Here is a 17,838-nt window from a genome sequence, read left to right as displayed (position 1 = left end):
CCGCCGGTGAAACGGCTCGCCGACCTACGCCCCAGCGACACCGCGGAGGCCACCGCCGACCGCCGCACCTATCTCATCACCATCGATCCGGTGTTCACCATCGGCAGCAAGGTGCACGGCGGTGCGCTGCAGGCCATCTCGTCGTACGCCGCGCTGCGCGCCTTCGCCGACACCGCGCCCGACGGGACAGAGGTCCCCGCCGACCTGGCCCCGATCGCGGTCGCGAGCAACTTCCTCGGTGCCCCCGACCCCGCCGAGGTCGAGGTCGTGGTGTGGGTGCGCAAACGGGGGCGTCGGATCTCGCTCGTCGAGGTCGAGATCGTGCAGGGTGGTCGCACCCGGGTGTCGTCGTCGATCACCCTCGGCCGTCCCGACACCGCCGAGCCGCACTACGTCGCGCCGCAGGCGATCACCGAGATGCCGGTCGAACCGCCCGCCGACGTCGAGTGGACGAAGGACTCGGCGATGGCCGACATCGTGCACCTCACCGGCGCCATCGACATGGCCTACGACCCCGCGACCACCCCCATGGTCCGTGGCGAGACCGGTGCGCCGCTGATGCGGATCTGGGCCCGACCGAGCGACTCCGATCCCGACGGCCCGTTCGCCGTGCTCTGCGGCGACCTGTCGGCGCCGGTGGTGATGAACCTCGGCCTCATCGGCTGGGCCCCGACGCTGCAGCTCACCGCCTACCTGCGTCGCGCACCCGCACCGGGCTGGCTGCGGATCGAGTCGTCGACCAGCGAGGTCGGTGCCGGCTGGTTCGAGGAGGACCATCGGGTGATCGACTCCACCGGTGCGCTCGTCGCCCAGTCGCGGCAGCTCGCGTTGATCCCGGAGGGCGCGCCGTGATCAGCTGGGGTCCGACTTCGTTCAGAGAGGGATGCGTGTGACTCAGCGGGTGGCGATCATCGGCGGCGGCAAGATCGGGGAGGCGCTGCTCGCCGGACTGATCCGTTCGGGCCGACCGACCCGTGACCTGGTGGTCGCGGAGAAGTCCGAGGAGCGACGGGCCGAGCTGGTCGAGGAGTACGGCGTCCGCGTCACCGACGTCGCCGACGCCGTCGAGGGTGCGGCCATCGTGGTGCTCGCCATCAAGCCCGCCGATGTCGACGCCGTCGTGGCCAAGGTCGCCGCGGTGGAGGACAACGCCGAGGTCGAACGACTCACCGTCACCCTCGTCGCCGGTCTGCCCACCCGTCGCTACGAGGACACCCTGCCCGCCGGTGCGCCGGTCGTGCGGGTCATGCCCAACACCCCGATGCTCGTCAACGAGGCGATGTCGGCGGTCGCGCCCGGTCGATACGCGACCGAGGAGCACGTCGCGACGGTGGTGGGGTTGCTCGAGTCGGTGGGGCGGGTCGTCGTCGTGGCCGAGAAGCAGATGGACGCGGTCACCGCGCTGTCCGGGTCGGGTCCGGCGTACGCGTTCCTCATGGCCGAGGCGATGATCGACGCCGGTGTCGGGCTGGGGCTCACCCGGGCCGTCGCCACCGAGCTCGCCGGTCAGACCATCCGCGGCGCCGGGGTGCTGCTGACCGAGTCGAAGGTGTCGCCGGTGGACCTGCGCGCGGCGGTCACCTCGCCGGCCGGGACCACGGCCGAGGCGATCCGGCAGCTCGAGGCCAACGGCTTCCGGCACGCGTTCTACGAGGCCATGCGGGCCAACGTCGCGGCGAGTGTGTCGATGGCGGCGGCCGACGCGCGGCCCGTTTCGGGCGGTTCCGGACCCTCGACATCGGACATCTCCGACCGCGACTGACCCCGCCGGCGTGTGCGTCTGCACACGCCACGCCGACGTTTGACCGCGACACGCCGTATGTCGGTTCGCTAACTGGTCAATCTCAGAATGGTTACCCACTCACGTCGCATCTTTCCCACGCGCCACGCTAAGCTCCCTGGAGCACGTGCGTGTCTGGTGTCCGCGGGAGGGGAAGCCCGCGGCCGCGACGCGTGCACCGGAGGTATGAGAATTTCATGGCGCCTGCAAGTAATGCCGGCGACCGGAACGGCCCCAGTGGGTCACCGGTCACACCGGCCTCGAGCGGCTCGAGCACTCCCGCCTCTGGCGGCCAACTCAATGCTGTCGGCTCGGGAACCCAGTTCCTGACCGTGGCCGAGGTGGCCGCGTTGATGCGTGTCTCCAAGATGACCGTGTACCGGCTCGTCCACAGCGGCGAACTGCCCGCGGTGCGTGTCGGGCGCTCGTTCCGGGTGCACGCCAAGGCGGTTCACGACTACCTCGAGACGTCGTACTTCGACGTCGGCTGACACCGACGTCTCCGGGTGCCTGCGACCTCCGTGTTGTCCGGCACCCGCCGAGTCCACGATCGCCGTCGTCGCAGGCCCGCCGATTTCATCTCCGGGCCGGCGTTCGGTAACGTGGACCATTGTTGTGCTCGACGGCCCACCGGCCCCGCGGTTCTGCGGAACGAGTGCAGTCCGCAGACCGCAAGGACCATTAGGTCAGATCGTGAGGGTGCCCAGATGGGTTCAGTCATCAAGAAGCGCCGCAAGCGCATGTCGAAGAAGAAGCACCGCAAGCTGCTGCGTCGCACGCGAGTGCAGCGCAGGAAACTCGGTAAGTGATCGACTGAGTTCTCCTATGACGAAACCCGCCGCTGGTCGGCGGGTTTTCTCATATCTGCGCCCGACGCCCGCGATGGCTAGGGTGACCCCATGAGCGACGCCAACGCACGGTCGGATGCACCGAAGGTGGTGCTGGTGACGGGTGCGTCGACCTTCCTCGGCGGTTATCTCACCACCCGCCTCGCGCAGAACCCCTCGATCGAACGGGTCCTGGCCGTCGATGCGCGTGTCCCCAGCAAGGACATGATCCGCAGGATGGGGCGTGCCGAGTTCGTGCGTGCCGACATCCGGCGCCCCACCATCGCGAAGGTCATCGAGAACGCGCGCGTCGACACCGTCGTGCACGCGGCGACGTCGGTGATGGACACAGTGGCGCACTCGCCCGCGATCAAGGAACTCAACGTCATCGGCGCGATGCAGGTGTGCGCCGCGTGCCAGCGGGCACCGTCGGTGCGGCGACTGGTGCTGCGGTCGACGGGGATGGTCTACGGCTCGAGCGCCGCCGATCCCGCGCACTTCGCCGAGGACAACCGGGCTCGCGTCGAACCGACCACCGGATACGGACGCGACCTGCTCGACGTCGAGTCGTACGCCCGCGGTCTGGCGCGCCGACGTCAGGACATCGACGTCACCATCCTTCGGCCGACGGCCATGCTCGGCCCGAAGATCTCGACCCGCATGAGCATCTACTTCTCCTCGCCGATCATCCCGGTCGTCATCGGCTACCAGCCGCGACTGCAGTTCCTGCACGAGGAGGACGCGCTGGCCGCGCTGGAGCACGCGACGCTGCTCGGCCGACCCGGCACGTTCAACCTCGCCGCCGACGGTGTCGTGACACTGACCCAGGCGATCCGTCGTGCCGGTCGTGTCGAACTGCCGGTGCCGGCGAACCTGTTGGGTTCGGTGGCGGGGGTGTTCCGCGGGATGCGCGTGGCGACGTTGCACGGCGACCAGGCGTCGTACCTCACCTACGGGCGCGTCCTCGACACCGCCCGCATGCGCGCCGAGTTGGGCTTCGCGCCGAGGTACTCGAGCCTCGAGACGCTCGACGACTTCATCGCGCGGCGCCCCCTGGAGCCGGTGGTGTCGGCGGGGGCGTGGCACCGCCTCGAACAGCGGATCGCGGAGACCGCGCGCTCGCTGGTCTGAACCGGCACCGACTTGCCCCACCTTCTACACTGAGCAGGCGGTGGCACGACCGGGGGCTGGAGACGTTGTCGGGGAGAGCGCGGCGAGATTTGCGGAAGGGTGTCGGCACAGTGGTCAAGAACAACGGCGCATCCGACGCACGGACCGCCAAGGTGATCCAGCTGTACGCGACCCCACCCGACGCGCCCAGTCGCGAGCAGGTCCGTCGTCGTCATCCGTCGCAGCAGAAGCCGGCAACACCCTCGGCCCCAACGTCTTCCGACATCGTCGCCTCGAACGACGCCGACGCCACGACCGCCGAGATCACCCCGATCAACGCCGACGTCGTCGCGCGCCTCGACGCCGCCGGTCTGCCCGTCGGGCGCACCGGCAGCCCACTGTTCAGCCTGACCGGACTGCGGTCCGCGGTCGCCGATTCGGTGATCTCCGGCGCCGGCTATCTTCGCGAGCGACTGACCGGCGACTACGAGGTCGACGACTTCGGCTTCGACCCCCACTTCACCGAGGGCGTCTTCCTCCCCGCGATGCGTGTGCTCTTCGACAAGTGGTTCCGCGTCGAGGTCACCGGCATCGAGAACATCCCCGACGAGGGTGGTGCGCTGCTCGTCGCGAACCACGCCGGCACCATTCCCATCGACGCGCTGATGACATCTGTCGCCGTCCACGATCACCACCCCCGTGCGCGGTTCCTCCGGATGCTCGCCGCCGACCTCGCCTTCGAATCCCCGTTCGTCGGGCAGCTCGCCCGGCGTACCGGCTCGACCCTCGCCTGCACCGCCGACGCCGAACGACTCCTGCGCGGCGGCGAGCTGACCGCGGTGTGGCCCGAGGGTTTCAAGGGTGTCGGCAAGCTCTACAAGGACCGCTACAAGCTGCAGCGGTTCGGTCGCGGCGGCTTCGTGACCACCGCGCTGCGGGCGGCCGTGCCGATCATCCCGGTGTCCATCGTGGGGTCGGAGGAGATCTACCCGATGCTCAGCGATCTGAAGCCGCTCGCCCGCGTGCTCGGACTGCCCTACATCCCGGTCACGCCCACGTTCCCGCTGCTCGGCCCGCTGGGTCTCGTGCCCCTGCCCTCGAAGTGGCACATCCATTTCGGCAAGCCCATCGAGACCAGCCAGTACGACGAACAGGCCGCCGAGGACCCCATGGTCGTCTTCGACCTCACCGACCACGTTCGCGAAGAGATCCAACAGACCCTCTTCCGCATGCTCTCCCGACGCGGTTCGGTCTACTTCGGCTGATCTCCACGCTTCACGCGACCGTTCCCGCCTCAGGCGACCGTCGCAATGGTCGCCGGTGGCCGAGTCGGTCGCGGGAATGTGGTCATACGCGTTCCAACCGATCGAGCCACGGACGGATGAGTCCCACGACCTCGCGTCGGACGAGCTGAGCCCACACCCATCGGACCACCATCCGGTCGCTCCACCGCAGCAGATCCTCTCGGGCTTTCTCGTCGGCGATGACGTCCTCGATACGTTGTCCCGGGGCGAGCAGCCGGCCGTATTTGATCTGCCCGTCGAACTCCCCGACGAGGCGGTCGTCCCAGTCGAAGTCGGTGATGATGCGCCGTCCCGACAGGCGGCGTTCACGCTGGAGGACGGGGATGGGGAGTCCGGCGGTGATCATCTGGGCGCGACTCCACGACTCGCCCACCGATGCCGAGGACCCGTCGGCGACGGCGAGGGCTCGTCGAGCGACGCCGATCCCGCGACGGCGGCGACCATCCAGCTCGGCGGCGAGGTCGACGGCCTCCACTCCGCCGCGGAGTGCGGAGTCGAAGACGACCAGCGCCTGATCGAAGTCGCCGTGACACGCGACATCGACCGCCGTCCGCGCCGCGGATGTGACGAGAAGTCCGTCGTGACCGACGACGTCGACGTCGTCGAGCGGACCCGCGTGCATGTGACGGGTGCGCGAGATCCGGCCGCCGGCCGAGGAACCCGACGTCGTGTGCACCCGTTCGAATGCCGGTCGCAGCATGGCGAACCCGTGCAGGACCGCCGCGGAATGGTGGCTGACGACGGTGTCGGGCTGCGTCGATGCCACGACACGCAAGCGGTGTCGGTGCTCGGGCGACGAGGGCGTCGTGAGGAGATAGGTCCCCGCGCGCAGGCGCGTCAGGCGGCCCTCGCGGACTGCGGCCGCGAGGTGTTTGTCAGCGAGGCCGACGCGGAGGACGGAGTCGCGGTGTACGAGACCGTTGTCGTCGACGGGAAATGTGGCCATGGAGCTTGGACGCGGCCGACAACCGATCGGATCCCGTCACGTCTCCCGCGACCAACTGCACCTCGCGCGACCGTTGCGACGGTCGCGCGAGGACGAAACGGTCGCGAGAAGCGGTCAGTCGCGGAGGCGACGGGCCGCGGCGACGGCGCCGCCGCCGGCGGCACCCAAGAGCACCGCGGTGGGCAGACCGATCTTGGCGGCCTTGCGGGCGGTGCGGTAGTCGCGGATCTCCCAGCCGCGGACGCGGGCGACGTCGCGGAGGTCGGCGTCGGGGTTGATCGCGACCGCGGTCCCGCACAGCGACAGCATCGGGACGTCGTTGTGGGAGTCGGAGTAGGCGGTGCAGCGCTTGAGGTTGAGGCCTTCACGCACCGCGAGCTGTCGCACGGCGTGGGCCTTGCCGAGTCCGTGGAGGATGTCGCCGACGAGACGCCCGGTGAACTTCCCGTCGACGCTCTCGGCGACGGTGCCCAGGGCGCCGGTGAGGCCGAGGCGGTCGGCGATGGTCTGTGCGAGTTCGAGTGGGGTGGCGGTCACCAGCCACACCTGTTGCCCTGCGTCGAGGTGCATCTGCGCGAGGGTGCGCGTGCCCGGCCAGATCTTGTCGGCGATGGTCTCGTCGAAGATCTCCTCGCCGAGCCTGCGCAGTTCCTCCGTCGAGCGACCGGCGATGAAGGCCAGGGCCTTCTCCCGACCCGAGGCGACGTCGTCGGCGTTCTCGCGCCCGCTGATGCGGAACTTGGCCTGCGCCCAGGCGAATTCGGCCATGTCGCGGTAGGAGAAGTAGTCGCGAGCGGCGAGCCCGCGCGCGAAGTGCACGATCGACGCGCCCTGCACGAGCGTGTTGTCGACGTCGAAAAAGGCGGCGGCGGTCAGGTCGGGCGGGACGTCGGTGGGTGCGCCGGGCTCGTCGTCGTCGTGCACGGGTCCGGCGAGCCGGCCGCGACGTTCGAGGGTGGCGTAGGCAGCCTGCGCGCTCGCCTCACCGGCGAGGGAGTGTCGCAGTTCGGCGGCGGACTGCCGGAAGCGGCCGACCCGCCCCGACTGTGCCGAGCGATTCGCTCGCGAGGAGATCCAGTTGCTGACGGTGCCCCCGGGTTCGCGATCCTCGGCACCGACAGGACCTGTGCTGGTCACGGCGTCGACGGACTTCTCGGCGGGCACCGGGGGGATGGCATCGGGCTCGTGCGCACCATCGCCGGTGGGGCCGGTGTGCATCGACCCCTCGGGGTCGGTGTCGCCGGGCGTATCGGTCACCAGATCGCCTCCTGCTCCTCGGACTCCAAGCCTAGCCGCACCCGCTCGTCACACCCCGCCCACCGCACCCGGCCCACAGCATCCGATTGGTCCGGCGCGTTCGGGTGCACAATCGGTGTCCATGGTGATCACCCTGCTGACCCGCGCGGGTTGCCCGGCGTGTGCCCGCGCGCTCGAGGAGTTGCAGCCGGTCTCTGTCGAGTACGACACAGCGTTGGAGATCGTCGACGTCGACGCCGCGGCCGCCCATGATCCGGCATTGCGCGCGGAGTTCGGTGATCGTCTGCCCGTGGTGCTGCTCGACGAGCGCGAGCACAGTTACGGCGAGGTGGACATGCCCCGACTGCGGGCCGACCTCGACGCCGCGAGGTGAGTCGGCCCTTCTTTGTGAACGCGTTCACAAGCGGTATACCCTCGACCCGTGCCTCATGCCGACGACGACGTGACATCGTCGATCCCCGCTGCCTCCGTGGCGCGGTTGGCTGCCTATCTGCACGTGCTGCGGTCGTTCAGTGAGCACGGTGTCGTGGTGGCGTCGAGCGGGCAACTGGCCACCGCGGCGGGCGTGAACCCCGCGATCCTGCGCAAGGACCTCTCCCACGTGGGCGCGAACGGGGTGCGCGGAGTCGGCTACGACGTCGGTCGCCTCACCGCCCGCATCGCGCTGGCCCTACGCACGTCCGACACCCACAACGTCGCGCTGGCCGGCGCCGGCCACCTGGGGCGGGCCCTTCTCGCACACACAGGATTCGGACGCGGGTTCCGCGTGGTTGCGATGTTCGACACTGATCCCGACCTCGTGGGCACCACATTCGGTACCGGGGGCGTTGAGATGATCGTGGCACCGATGACCGAACTCTCCGCCGAATGCGCAGCGAAGAACGTCGACATCGCCGTGGTGGCGACGTCCGACGCGATCGCGCAGCAGACCTGCGACACCTTCGTGCTGGCGGGCGTGCGGCAGATCCTCAACTTCACGACCGTGGCGCTGCACACGCCGCCGTCGGTGCACGTCCGACCCGTCGACCTGGCTCTCGAGCTCCAGGTCCTCGCGTTCAACGCCTCGCGGCGCGACTCGACGAGTGCATCGACCGAGAACGCCGTGAGCGGAGCCACCCAGAAAGCAGTGTCAGTGTGAGCATCTTCCTGTTCGGAGTGTCCCACCGCAGCGCGCCGGTCTCGGTGCTCGAACGCCTCGCGGTGTCCGACGGTGACCGACCCAAGTTGGTCGACCAACTCCTCGACACCCCGCAGATCTCCGAGGTCATGATGGTCTCGACCTGCAACCGGGTGGAGATCTATGCCGTCGTCGACGCGTTCCACCCCGCGCTCGAGGCGGTGGGTGCGGTGATCGGCGAGCACTCGGGCATGACCGTGAACGAGATGACGCAGCACGCGTACGTCCGGTACTCCGAGGCCGCCGTCGAGCACCTGTTCACCGTGGCCGCCGGACTCGACTCGATGGTCGTCGGCGAGCAGCAGATCCTCGGCCAGATCCGATCGGCCTACGCCAGCGCCGACGAGCACTCCTCAGCCGGACGTGTCCTGCACGAACTGGCCCAGCAGGCGTTGCGCGTCGGCAAGCGCGTGCACACCGAGACGGGCATCGACCGCGCCGGCGCATCGGTGGTGTCGGTCGCCCTCGACCGCGCCCGCGCGCTCCTGGGCACCCGCGAGACCCCCGGCGCCATCGGGTCGGCGGTCGTGCTGGGCGCCGGCGCGATGGGTGCGCTCGCCGCGGCCCACCTCGCCCGCGATGGCGTCCTCGACCTGTCGATCGTCAACCGTACGGCCGAGAAGGCCGACCACCTCGCGGCCAACGTCGCGAAGAACCACGGTGTGCGGGCGACGTCGGTGCCGATGGCCGACCTGGCCGCCGCGGTCGCCGAGGCCGACGTCCTGGTGAGCTGTACCGGCACGGTCGGTTCGCTGGTCAGCGTCGGTGAGGTGCACTCGGCCCTGGCGCAGCGCACCCGCACCACGCCTCTGGTCATCTGCGACCTCGGACTGCCGCGCAACGTCGATCCCGCCGCGGCGAAGCTGCCGCACGTCCACATCGTCGACATCGAGGGCCTGCGCGCCGACGGGGCGACCCAGGCCGCGGCCGCCGACGCCTCCGCCGCGCGCGCCATCGTCGCCGGGGAGCTCGCCGAGTACCTCACCCTGCAGCGTCAGGCCGAGGTCACCCCGACCGTCACCGCCCTGCGCCAGCGCGCCGCGGAGATGGTGGAGGCCGAGATCATGCGCCTCGAGACCCGGCTGCCCGGACTCGACGACCCCCAGCGTGACGAGGTCGCCAAGGCCGTCCGTCGCGTCGTCGACAAGCTCCTGCACGCGCCGACGGTGCGCGTGAAGCAGCTCGCCTCGACCCCCAACGGCGACCACTACGCCGAGGCGCTGCGCGAGCTGTTCGAACTGACTCCCGGTGCGGCCGAATCCGTCTCGGCTCCCGAGACCGGCCTGCCGGTCACGGGGAGCGACCGTTGACCATCCGGATAGGAACGCGTGGTTCGCTGTTGGCGACGACGCAGTCGGGGGTCATCCGTGACCAGTTGATCGCGGCGGGCCACGACGCGGAGCTGGTCGTCATCACCACGGCGGGCGACATGTCGGCCGAGCCGGTGGAGAAGATCGGCGTCGGCGTGTTCACCACCGCCATCCGCAACGCGCTGCACGCCCGCGACATCGACGTCGCCGTGCACTCCTACAAGGACCTGCCGACCGCGGTCGACCCGGTGCTCACGATCGCCGCCGTCCCGCCGCGTGAGGATTCGCGTGATGCGCTGGTCGCGTCGGGTGGTCGGGTGCTGGGCGAGCTGCCACCGGGATCGACCGTGGGGACCTCGGCGCCGCGCAGGATCGCGCAGCTTAACGCACTGGGTCTCGGTTTGGAAATCCGCCCCCTACGAGGCAACCTAGATTCTCGGTTGGGCAAAGTCGCCAGCGGCGAACTCGACGCAGTGGTGGTGGCCCGTGCCGGGCTGGTTCGTATCGGTCGTGCCGATGAGGTCACCGAGGCGTTCGACCCGGTCGTGTTGCTTCCGGCACCTGCACAAGGTGCCCTCGCTGTGGAGTGCCGCTCCGATGATGCCGAACTGGTGAGCATTCTCGCCGAGTTGGACGACGCCCCCACACGGGCGGCGGTCGATGCCGAGCGAGCCGTGTTGGCAGCCCTGGAAGCCGGCTGCACGGCCCCGGTCGGAGCGATCGCCGAGGTGGTGGAGTCGCTCGACGACGACGGGCGCATCTTCACCGAGCTGTCGCTGCGCGCTGCGGTCGCTGCGGAGGACGGATCCCATGTGATCCGGTCGTCGCTGGTGGGACCGGTCGAACGCGCTGCCGATCTCGGGCGGGAACTCGCCGTAGAACTGCTGGATCGCGGGGCCGCGGAGGTCATGCGTTCTCAGTAGCCACCGAACGCAACGGACCCCCGCACGGGTCAGGAGAGCGCACGAATGAGCCGTACGAAGAAGGCCAGTCCGGGTCGGATCCTGTTTGTCGGATCGGGCCCCGGAGATCCGGCACTGCTGACGCTTCGCGCCCGAGACGCCATCGCCTCGGCGAGCACCGTGTTCGTCGACGCCGACGTCCCCGCGGGTGTCACCGCTCTCATCGGGGCCGACATCCCGGTCGAGGAGCCCGTCGTCCGCCGGCCCGAACCCTCGTCGGCCGACGCGACCGCCGACGGTGACGACGCCCCCGTCGACACCCCGCCCGCCGTGGACGATCAGGACGCCGCGGGCGCACGCATCCGACCGGCCCTGGGCGATCCGGGTGAGGTCGCCAAGACCCTGCTCGCCGCCGCGAAGGCCGGCGACGACGTGGTCCGGCTGGTCTCCGGCGATCCATTGACCACCGATTCCGTTCTCGCCGAGGTCACCGCCGTCGCCCGCACCTCGGTCGGCTTCGAGGTCATCCCCGGTCTCCCGGCCGCCGCCGCGGTGCCGAGCTACGCGGGTATGCCGCTGGGCTCGTCGCACACCGAGGCCGACGTCCGCGGCGAGGTCGACTGGGCCGCGCTCGCGGCCGCCCCCGGCCCGCTGGTGCTCCACGCCACCGCAGGTCACCTGGCCGAGACGGCCAGCGCCCTCACCGAGCACGGTGTGGCGGCGCAGACGCCGGTCGCGGTCACCGTCAACGGCACCACCTGCCAGCAGCGCACCATCGAGGCGACGCTGGCGACGCTCAACGACAAGGGTGCGGGTCTGCAGGGACCGCTCATCGTCACCATCGGCAAGGTCGTCGCCCAGCGCGGCAAGCTGAGCTGGTGGGAGTCGCGTGCCCTGTACGGCTGGACCGTTCTGGTGCCGCGCACCAAGGATCAGGCCGGCGACATGAGCGATCGGCTCGTGGTGCACGGTGCGATCCCCATGGAGGTGCCGACCATCGCCGTCGAGCCGCCGCGCAGTCCCGCGCAGATGGAACGTGCGGTCAAGGGTCTCGTCGACGGCCGCTACCAGTGGGTGGTGTTCACCTCCACCAACGCGGTGCGTGCGGTGTGGGAGAAGTTCGCCGAATTCGGTTTGGACGCACGCGCGTTCAGCGGCGTCAAGATCGCCTGCGTCGGCGAGGCCACCGCCGAGAAGGTGCGTACCTTCGGCATCAACCCCGAACTCATCCCGAGTGGCGAGCAGTCGTCGCTGGGTCTGCTCGACGACTTCCCGCCCTACGACGACGTGTTCGACCCGGTGAACCGGATCCTGTTGCCGCGCGCCGACATCGCGACCGAGACGCTCTCGGAGGGTCTGCGTGATCGTGGCTGGGAGATCGACGACGTCACCGCCTACCGCACCGTGCGGGCGGCGCCGCCGCCGGCGACCACCCGCGAGATGATCAAGACCGGCGGGTTCGACGCGGTCTGCTTCACCTCGAGCTCCACCGTCCGCAACCTCGTCGGCATCGCGGGCAAGCCGCATGCGCGCACCATCGTGGCGTGCATCGGACCCAAGACCGCCGAGACGGCAACGGAATTCGGCCTGCGGGTCGATGTCCAGCCCGAGTCGGCGTCGGTGCCCGATCTCGTCGACGCCCTCGCCGAGCACGCCTCGCGTCTGCGCGCCGAAGGTGCTCTGCCCCCGCCGCGCAAGAAGGCCCGGCGCTCCCGGTCCTGATCTCATGACCTCGCATCCCTACATCCGGCCGCGCCGGCTGCGCACCACTCCGGCCATGCGTCGGTTGGTGGCCCAGACATCGTTGGAGCCACGGCATCTCGTGCTCCCGATGTTCGTGGCCGACGGCCTCGACGAGCCGCAGCCGATCTCGTCGATGCCCGGCGTCGTGCAGCACACGCTCGATTCGCTGCGCGCAGCCGCCGCCGAGGCGGTCTCTTCCGGTGTCGGAGGGCTCATGCTGTTCGGTGTGCCGCGCGCCGAGGACAAGGACGCGACCGGTTCCGGGGCCGATGATCCCGAGGGGATCCTCAACCGCGGATTGCGGGCGTTGCGAGACGAATTCGGTGACTCCACCGTGCTTATGGCCGACACCTGTCTCGACGAGTTCACCGACCACGGGCACTGCGGCGTGCTCGATCATTCCGGTCGCGTCGACAACGACGCCTCGCTCGACCGCTACGTGTCGATGGCGCTCGCGCAGGCGAACGCGGGTGCGCATCTGCTCGGTCCGAGCGGGATGATGGACGGCCAGGTCGGGGTGATCCGCGACGCGCTCGACGACGCCGGCCACACCGACACCGGCATCCTCGCCTACACCGCGAAGTACGCCTCGGCGTTCTACGGACCGTTCCGCGAGGCCGTCGGCTCCACGTTGCAGGGGGACCGGCGCACCTATCAGCAGGATCCGGCGAACCGCGACGAGGCGATGCGGGAACTCGAACTCGATCTCGCCGAGGGCGCCGACATCGTGATGGTGAAGCCGGCGATGAGCTACCTCGACATCGTGCGTGACGTGGCGAACGCGACCGACGCACCGATCGCGGCGTACCAGATCTCGGGTGAGTACTCGATGATCACCGCCGCGGCCGAGCGCGGGTGGATCGACCGCGACGCCGCGATCATGGAGTCGGTGACCTCGATCCGCAGGGCCGGTGCCTCGATCGTCCTCACCTACTGGGCGACCGAGGTCGCGCAGCGATTGGGCTGACCCCCTTTCGGCCACCTGAGCTGGGCGGACACCGTCGGATGTGGCTGGGGCACTACTCTGTGTGCCATGTCGTACCCGTCGAATCCGCGGCCGCCTCAGCCGGGGCCGCCCCACCAGGGCACCCATCCGGAGTCCGGTCCGCAGAACACGAAGCCGACCCTGGCCACGCCGATGGCGATCGGGACCGAGCTGTGGCTGGTGGTGATCGTCATGCAGGCCGTCGCCTACGGCGGTCAGTACTCCGCCGCGGCCGATTCGGTGCGCAGGGCGGCGCGCGAGGCGTCGACCGAGCAGTCCGACCTCATGGCGTCGACGGGTCTCATCGTCGGGGTGTTCGTGGGTGTCGGTGTGGTCGTGACGGCGGTGTCGTTGCTGCTGGTGTGGCTGGCGCGGTCGGGGCACAACTGGGCGCGCCTGGTGCTGTCGTTCCTCAGCGGTTTCCTCGTGGTGCAGGCGGTGTTCTCGCTCTTCGGTGACGGTGGTCCCGCGTGGACGACCATCCCGTCGGTCATCAGCGGGGTCGCCGCTCTCGGTGCGGGATACCTGTTGCTGCAAAAGGACTCGGAGAAGTACTGCCGTGAGATGGCGGTGCACCGCCGCGGAGGCGCGACCCCCACGCCCGGATACCCGCCCGCCCCGTACCCGCCCACCGCGTATCCGCCCGCGCAATACCCGCCGGCCCACTACCCGCCGGCCCCGTCGCCGCCGGGCGCGCAGCAGCCGGGTCAGTACCCGCCTGCCCAGTACCCGCCCTCCCCGCAGTACGACCCGAACCGGTACCAGCCACCGACGCAGCCGTACCCGGGGCAGCAGCACAACCAGGGGCAGCAGCCGAGCCCCTATTACGACCCGCACGCCTATGACCCCCGCACGTTCGATCCGCAGGCGTATCAGCAGTCGCCACCGTCACCGCCCGTCGACGACCGTGCATCCGCGCGACCGGCGACGGGGGAGAACGTGCGTGAGCGCGACCTGTCCGCGCCCGACGATCGATCCGGGGACAGCCCCTCTGGAGATGCCCCCTCCGACGACGAGTCACGTCGATGAGCGGCGGTGACGTCGTCGTCCCGACGATGGCGGTGTGGGCCGCGAGGCTGTGGTTGGCCTCGGCGGTGTTGTTCGGGGTCTCGGCGGTGTGGTTCCTGTGGATCGGGATCGGCAGTGCGAGCGCGTTCGGCATCGGCCTGGGCGTCATCAGCATCGCGATCGCCGCGGCGGTCTACATCCTGGGCCGCCGAGCCGCGACGCCCGACGCACGCTGGCGGTCGACGGTGTCGGTGCTGACCCTGGTGGTCACCATGGCCGGGATGCTGGTCGCGGTCCTGTTCTTCGACCCGTTCCTCCTGGTCAGCGGATTGGTGGGTCTCGTCGGATCGATGATGGCGTACCGGCCCGCGGCCGAGAAGTGGTTCAGCGGGGGTGCGATCGGTGGCTGATCGGCGCGACCCCGGTCGTGAGAAGGACTCCGACACGGGATCCGACGAGGACGCCGGCGCGGTGCTGTTCCGTGAGAACGGCGGCAGCTGGTGGGTGGTGTCGATCGGGCCGCTGCTCATCGCGGCGGTCGTCGCGGTCGAGGCGACCGGCCCGGGTCAGATCCACTGGCCGGTGCTGTCGATCTTCTTCGTGGTGCTCACCGGCTTCGCACTCATCCAGGTCTACGCCGCGCGCCAACACGTCAGCGTGTGCCTCACCGAGACCACGCTGCGGCAGGGCGTGAAGACGATCCCGCTCACCGACATCGAGAAGATCCACCCCGAGAACAACGCCCCCGATCCGAAGGACTGGGAGAGCGCCTCGGCCCTCGGTGAGCTGTCGGGTGTGCCGCGTCGGCGCACCGGCATAGGCCTGACCCTCACCTCGGGGAAGTTGACCCAGGCGTGGGCTCGCGATCATCGACGTCTTCGTCAGGAACTGACCGAGGCGCTCCTCGCGGTGCAGATGGGCCTCGGCCCACGAAGCGACTCGAAGCCCAACCCCACACCGAACCTCGACGACTCGGACGAGACGTCGTGAACGGCCGACGACATCTGGTCGCCGGGGTGGCGGTGGTCGTCGCGCTGGTGTTCGTGGCGCTGGCGGTGTGGCTGGCACTCACCTCGGTCACCACGGCCGACTACCCACCGCTGACGATCGACGACCGCACTGTGGGTGGCCCGTATTCGTTGACGACCTACAGCGGCAACCGGATCGGCGGCGCGACGGCGTGCGTCCTCGCCGCCGTCGTCGCCACCTACGTCGCGGTCACCCGGGTGCTCCCGCGCCGCCGCGGCGACACGGGAGCAGGGGTTCTCAGCCCTCCATCGCCACGGTGAGCAACGCCTCGGGAACGCCGAAGGCGTCGACGAGGGTCTGTGCGTGCGGCCGGAGTTCCTTGCACAGTTCGTTCACGCCACGCCGGATCGCCTTGGCGCGCTCCACCGACACGTGGCGGTGCATGAGGAACCAGTCGAGATCATCCTCCAACGCGGAGTAGACGAACAGGTCGCAGACGGTGCCGAGCAGGTCGGCGGCGGCCTTGCTGTCGCAGTTCTCGATGCCCTCGATGAACGCCTCGAGAACCACGCGCTCCATGTGGGCGTGGCCCACCTTCAGCAGGTGGTCCTGCGCGTTGTTGAACACCGCGAACGCGTCGGCGTCCTCGGCCGTCGCGCGGCGCAGGCGGTTGGCGCAGGTACGCAGCAGGTGGTCCTCGCGGTTGCGGAACAGGCGGACTTGCGTGGCGCGGTTCGACAGCTCGGACTCCTCGGGGTCCTCGCCGGAGGAGTCGAGCAGGGTCTGCACCACCTGACGCGCGGCGGACTTCTCCAGGATGACGTCGCGGGCCATGTCGGCGATGAAGCGTGCCCAGCCGACGGTGTTCAGTCCGCGGACGTCCTCGGCGTATGCCGAGAGCAGTTCCTTCGCGACCAGCTGGGTGAGCACGGTGTTGTCGCCCTCGAACGTGGTGAACACGTCGATGTCGCCGCGCATGATCGACAGCTGGTTCTCGTCGAGATAGCCGTTGCCGCCGCAGGCCTCGCGGCACACGTTGATCGCGTGCGAGGCGTGCCAGGTCGTCATCGCCTTGAGTCCGGCGGCCGCGCTCTCGAGTTCCCGCTGGCGGCCGGCCATCGAGTCGTCACCCTCGGTGTCCTCGGGTTTGGCCGTCTGGACCTCGTGCAGTTCCTCCACGACCTCGTTCTGCGCGAAGGCCAGGGCGTAGGACTTGGCGATGAGCGGCAACAACTTCCGCTGATGCGCCAGGTAGTCCATGATCACGATCTCGCTGTCGGAGTCGGGTGCCTCGAACTGACGGCGCTCGAGTCCGTAGTGCGTGGCGATGGCCAGCGCCTTGCGGCCGGCGGCACCGGCGGTCGCCGCCACCGACACGCGCCCACGGATCAGCGTGCCCAGCATGGTGAAGAAGCGGCGGTTCGGGTTGTCGATGGGGGAGTGGTAGCTGCCGTCGTCATCGACGTCGGCGTACTTGTTGAGCAGGTTCTCGCGCGGGATGCGGACATGGTCGAAGCTCAGGCGTCCGTTGTCGACACCGGCGAGGCCACCCTTCGGGCCGTCGTCGCCGATCGTCACGCCCGGCATCGGCTCGTGGTTGTCGTCGCGGATCGGCACGACGAAGCAGTGCACGCCATGGTCTTCGGGCTCCTGCCCCGGACCCGCGGTCACCAGCTGCGCGAACACCGTCGCCAGGGTGGCGTGCTGCGCGGCGCCGCCGATGTAGTCCTTCGTGGCCGAGGGCGTGGTCGAGTGCACGACGAACTCGTCGGTCTCGCGGTCGTAGGTCGCAACGGTCTCCAGTGCCTGGACGTTGGATCCGTGGCCCTTCTCGGTCATCGCGAAGCAGCCGAGGAGGTCGAGGTCGATGAGCGGCTTCACGTACTTGTCGTGGTGGCGCTGCGTGCCGAGGTTCTCGATCGCCCCGCCGAACAGGCCCCACTGGACGCCGGCCTTCACCATCAGCGAGAGATCGGCGTAGCCGAGCATCTCGATCGCGGTGATCGACGCGCCCACGTCGCCCGTGCCGCCGTGCTCGGTGCGGAATCCGGCGGCGGCGAAATCGAGCTTGCCGAGTTCGCGGATGTGCTCGAACGTCCGGTCCCGCGACTCCTGCATCGTCAGGGTCGGGTCGGGAAGGAGATCGACGCGGTCCATGTTGCGCCGCGCATACTGACGCGTCTCACGCCAGCGGCCGTCGAGGGTGTAGCGCAGGTTGTCGACCAGGAGTTCACGATCGACGGTGTCGTCGGCGCCGGTCTCACTCAGGTCCGGGGTGACTTCTTCGGGTACTGCCGCATCGGTGACTGACATATACCCACGTTACGCAGAGCCGGACCGGGCTCGACGGAAATGATGATCACAGTTGACATCCGGAATACAGCGGTGGTCGGCGTGTCGGATAACGGAACGATAACTGCGGATGGGTGGACGTGCGCGCCGAGGGTCCGAACATACTGTGCGGGTGAAGGACTGGGAAGAATATCTTCTCGACAAGATCTGGCACTCGTGGGTGTCGAG

General features: G+C 69.4%; 19 protein-coding genes. 16 read left to right on the top strand and 3 right to left on the bottom strand.

Going from position 1 to position 17,838, the window contains the following annotated elements; translation table 11 throughout:
- Window positions 1-6: 6 nt before the first annotated feature.
- The 6 genes from OG579_RS08905 to OG579_RS08880 all read left to right on the top strand — a co-directional run bounded on the left by OG579_RS08905 (window position 7) and on the right by OG579_RS08880 (window position 4,982).
- A complete protein-coding gene (locus OG579_RS08905) occupies window positions 7-852 on the top strand; it encodes a thioesterase family protein (protein WP_328858839.1) in 846 nt (281 codons plus the stop codon).
- Between the two features lie 37 nt (window positions 853-889).
- A complete protein-coding gene (proC, locus tag OG579_RS08900; protein WP_328859199.1) occupies window positions 890-1,762 on the top strand; it encodes a pyrroline-5-carboxylate reductase in 873 nt (290 codons plus the stop codon).
- A gap of 215 nt (window positions 1,763-1,977) precedes the next feature.
- Window positions 1,978-2,271, top strand: coding sequence for a helix-turn-helix domain-containing protein (locus OG579_RS08895; RefSeq protein ID WP_082502166.1), 294 nt, complete (start codon window positions 1,978-1,980; stop codon window positions 2,269-2,271).
- 216 nt (window positions 2,272-2,487) lie between these two features.
- Window positions 2,488-2,589, top strand: coding sequence for a 30S ribosomal protein bS22 (locus OG579_RS08890; protein ID WP_003402602.1), 102 nt, complete (start codon window positions 2,488-2,490; stop codon window positions 2,587-2,589).
- A 90-nt stretch (window positions 2,590-2,679) separates the two neighbouring features.
- Entirely contained in the window at window positions 2,680-3,738 is a 1,059-nt protein-coding gene (locus tag OG579_RS08885) for an NAD-dependent epimerase/dehydratase family protein (protein ID WP_045821897.1), read from the top strand.
- 110 nt (window positions 3,739-3,848) lie between these two features.
- The gene (locus OG579_RS08880; RefSeq protein ID WP_328858838.1) at window positions 3,849-4,982 is read left to right on the top strand and encodes a lysophospholipid acyltransferase family protein; all 1,134 of its coding nucleotides are present in this window, start codon (window positions 3,849-3,851) and stop codon (window positions 4,980-4,982) included.
- Between the two features lie 82 nt (window positions 4,983-5,064).
- Here the strand turns inward: OG579_RS08880 and OG579_RS08875 are convergent, their stop codons facing one another.
- Both OG579_RS08875 and OG579_RS08870 read right to left on the bottom strand, forming a co-directional pair.
- The gene (locus tag OG579_RS08875) at window positions 5,065-5,967 is read right to left on the bottom strand and encodes a type IV toxin-antitoxin system AbiEi family antitoxin domain-containing protein (RefSeq protein ID WP_328858837.1); all 903 of its coding nucleotides are present in this window, start codon (window positions 5,965-5,967) and stop codon (window positions 5,065-5,067) included.
- A 114-nt stretch (window positions 5,968-6,081) separates the two neighbouring features.
- Window positions 6,082-7,185: an HAD family hydrolase gene (locus OG579_RS08870; RefSeq protein WP_408068817.1), complete on the bottom strand. Its 1,104-nt coding sequence runs from the start codon at window positions 7,183-7,185 to the stop codon at window positions 6,082-6,084.
- Between the two features lie 160 nt (window positions 7,186-7,345).
- Between OG579_RS08870 and OG579_RS08865 the strand changes: the two genes are divergently transcribed.
- The 10 genes from OG579_RS08865 to OG579_RS08820 all read left to right on the top strand — a co-directional run bounded on the left by OG579_RS08865 (window position 7,346) and on the right by OG579_RS08820 (window position 15,638).
- Window positions 7,346-7,597, top strand: a complete 252-nt coding sequence (locus OG579_RS08865) for a glutaredoxin family protein (protein WP_045821900.1) — start codon at window positions 7,346-7,348, stop codon at window positions 7,595-7,597.
- Between the two features lie 48 nt (window positions 7,598-7,645).
- A complete protein-coding gene (locus OG579_RS08860) occupies window positions 7,646-8,362 on the top strand; it encodes a redox-sensing transcriptional repressor Rex (RefSeq protein ID WP_328858835.1) in 717 nt (238 codons plus the stop codon).
- A complete protein-coding gene (locus OG579_RS08855) occupies window positions 8,359-9,711 on the top strand; it encodes a glutamyl-tRNA reductase (protein WP_045821902.1) in 1,353 nt (450 codons plus the stop codon). The genes OG579_RS08860 and OG579_RS08855 overlap by 4 nt, the downstream gene beginning before the upstream one ends.
- Window positions 9,708-10,634 carry a hydroxymethylbilane synthase gene (gene hemC / locus OG579_RS08850; RefSeq protein WP_328858834.1) on the top strand — a complete coding sequence of 309 codons (927 nt, stop codon included), beginning with the start codon at window positions 9,708-9,710 and terminating at the stop codon, window positions 10,632-10,634. The genes OG579_RS08855 and hemC overlap by 4 nt, the downstream gene beginning before the upstream one ends.
- A 45-nt stretch (window positions 10,635-10,679) precedes the next feature.
- Entirely contained in the window at window positions 10,680-12,335 is a 1,656-nt protein-coding gene (locus OG579_RS08845) for a bifunctional uroporphyrinogen-III C-methyltransferase/uroporphyrinogen-III synthase (RefSeq protein WP_328858833.1), read from the top strand.
- A gap of 4 nt (window positions 12,336-12,339) precedes the next feature.
- Window positions 12,340-13,323: a porphobilinogen synthase gene (gene hemB / locus OG579_RS08840; RefSeq protein WP_328858832.1), complete on the top strand. Its 984-nt coding sequence runs from the start codon at window positions 12,340-12,342 to the stop codon at window positions 13,321-13,323.
- A 66-nt stretch (window positions 13,324-13,389) separates the two neighbouring features.
- Window positions 13,390-14,370 (top strand): hypothetical protein, encoded by a 981-nt coding sequence (locus OG579_RS08835; RefSeq protein WP_328858831.1) that lies wholly within the window; start codon window positions 13,390-13,392, stop codon window positions 14,368-14,370.
- Window positions 14,367-14,759 carry a hypothetical protein gene (locus OG579_RS08830; RefSeq protein WP_052688984.1) on the top strand — a complete coding sequence of 131 codons (393 nt, stop codon included), beginning with the start codon at window positions 14,367-14,369 and terminating at the stop codon, window positions 14,757-14,759. The genes OG579_RS08835 and OG579_RS08830 overlap by 4 nt, the downstream gene beginning before the upstream one ends.
- Window positions 14,752-15,339 carry a DUF3093 domain-containing protein gene (locus OG579_RS08825; RefSeq protein WP_328858830.1) on the top strand — a complete coding sequence of 196 codons (588 nt, stop codon included), beginning with the start codon at window positions 14,752-14,754 and terminating at the stop codon, window positions 15,337-15,339. Before OG579_RS08830 ends, OG579_RS08825 begins: the two co-directional genes overlap by 8 nt.
- Window positions 15,336-15,638, top strand: coding sequence for a hypothetical protein (locus OG579_RS08820; protein ID WP_328858829.1), 303 nt, complete (start codon window positions 15,336-15,338; stop codon window positions 15,636-15,638). The genes OG579_RS08825 and OG579_RS08820 overlap by 4 nt, the downstream gene beginning before the upstream one ends.
- Here the strand turns inward: OG579_RS08820 and OG579_RS08815 are convergent.
- Entirely contained in the window at window positions 15,616-17,631 is a 2,016-nt protein-coding gene (locus OG579_RS08815) for an acyl-CoA dehydrogenase family protein (protein ID WP_045823938.1), read from the bottom strand. The two genes, OG579_RS08820 and OG579_RS08815, sit on opposite strands and share 23 nt — an antisense overlap.
- Between the last annotated feature and the right edge of the window lie 207 nt (window positions 17,632-17,838).

This window comes from Williamsia herbipolensis (assembly GCF_036153515.1).
Taxonomy (GTDB): domain Bacteria; phylum Actinomycetota; class Actinomycetes; order Mycobacteriales; family Mycobacteriaceae; genus Williamsia_A; species Williamsia_A herbipolensis.
The sequence above is the reverse complement of the archived record's forward strand: the minus strand, read 5'-3'. Positions and strand labels throughout refer to the sequence as shown.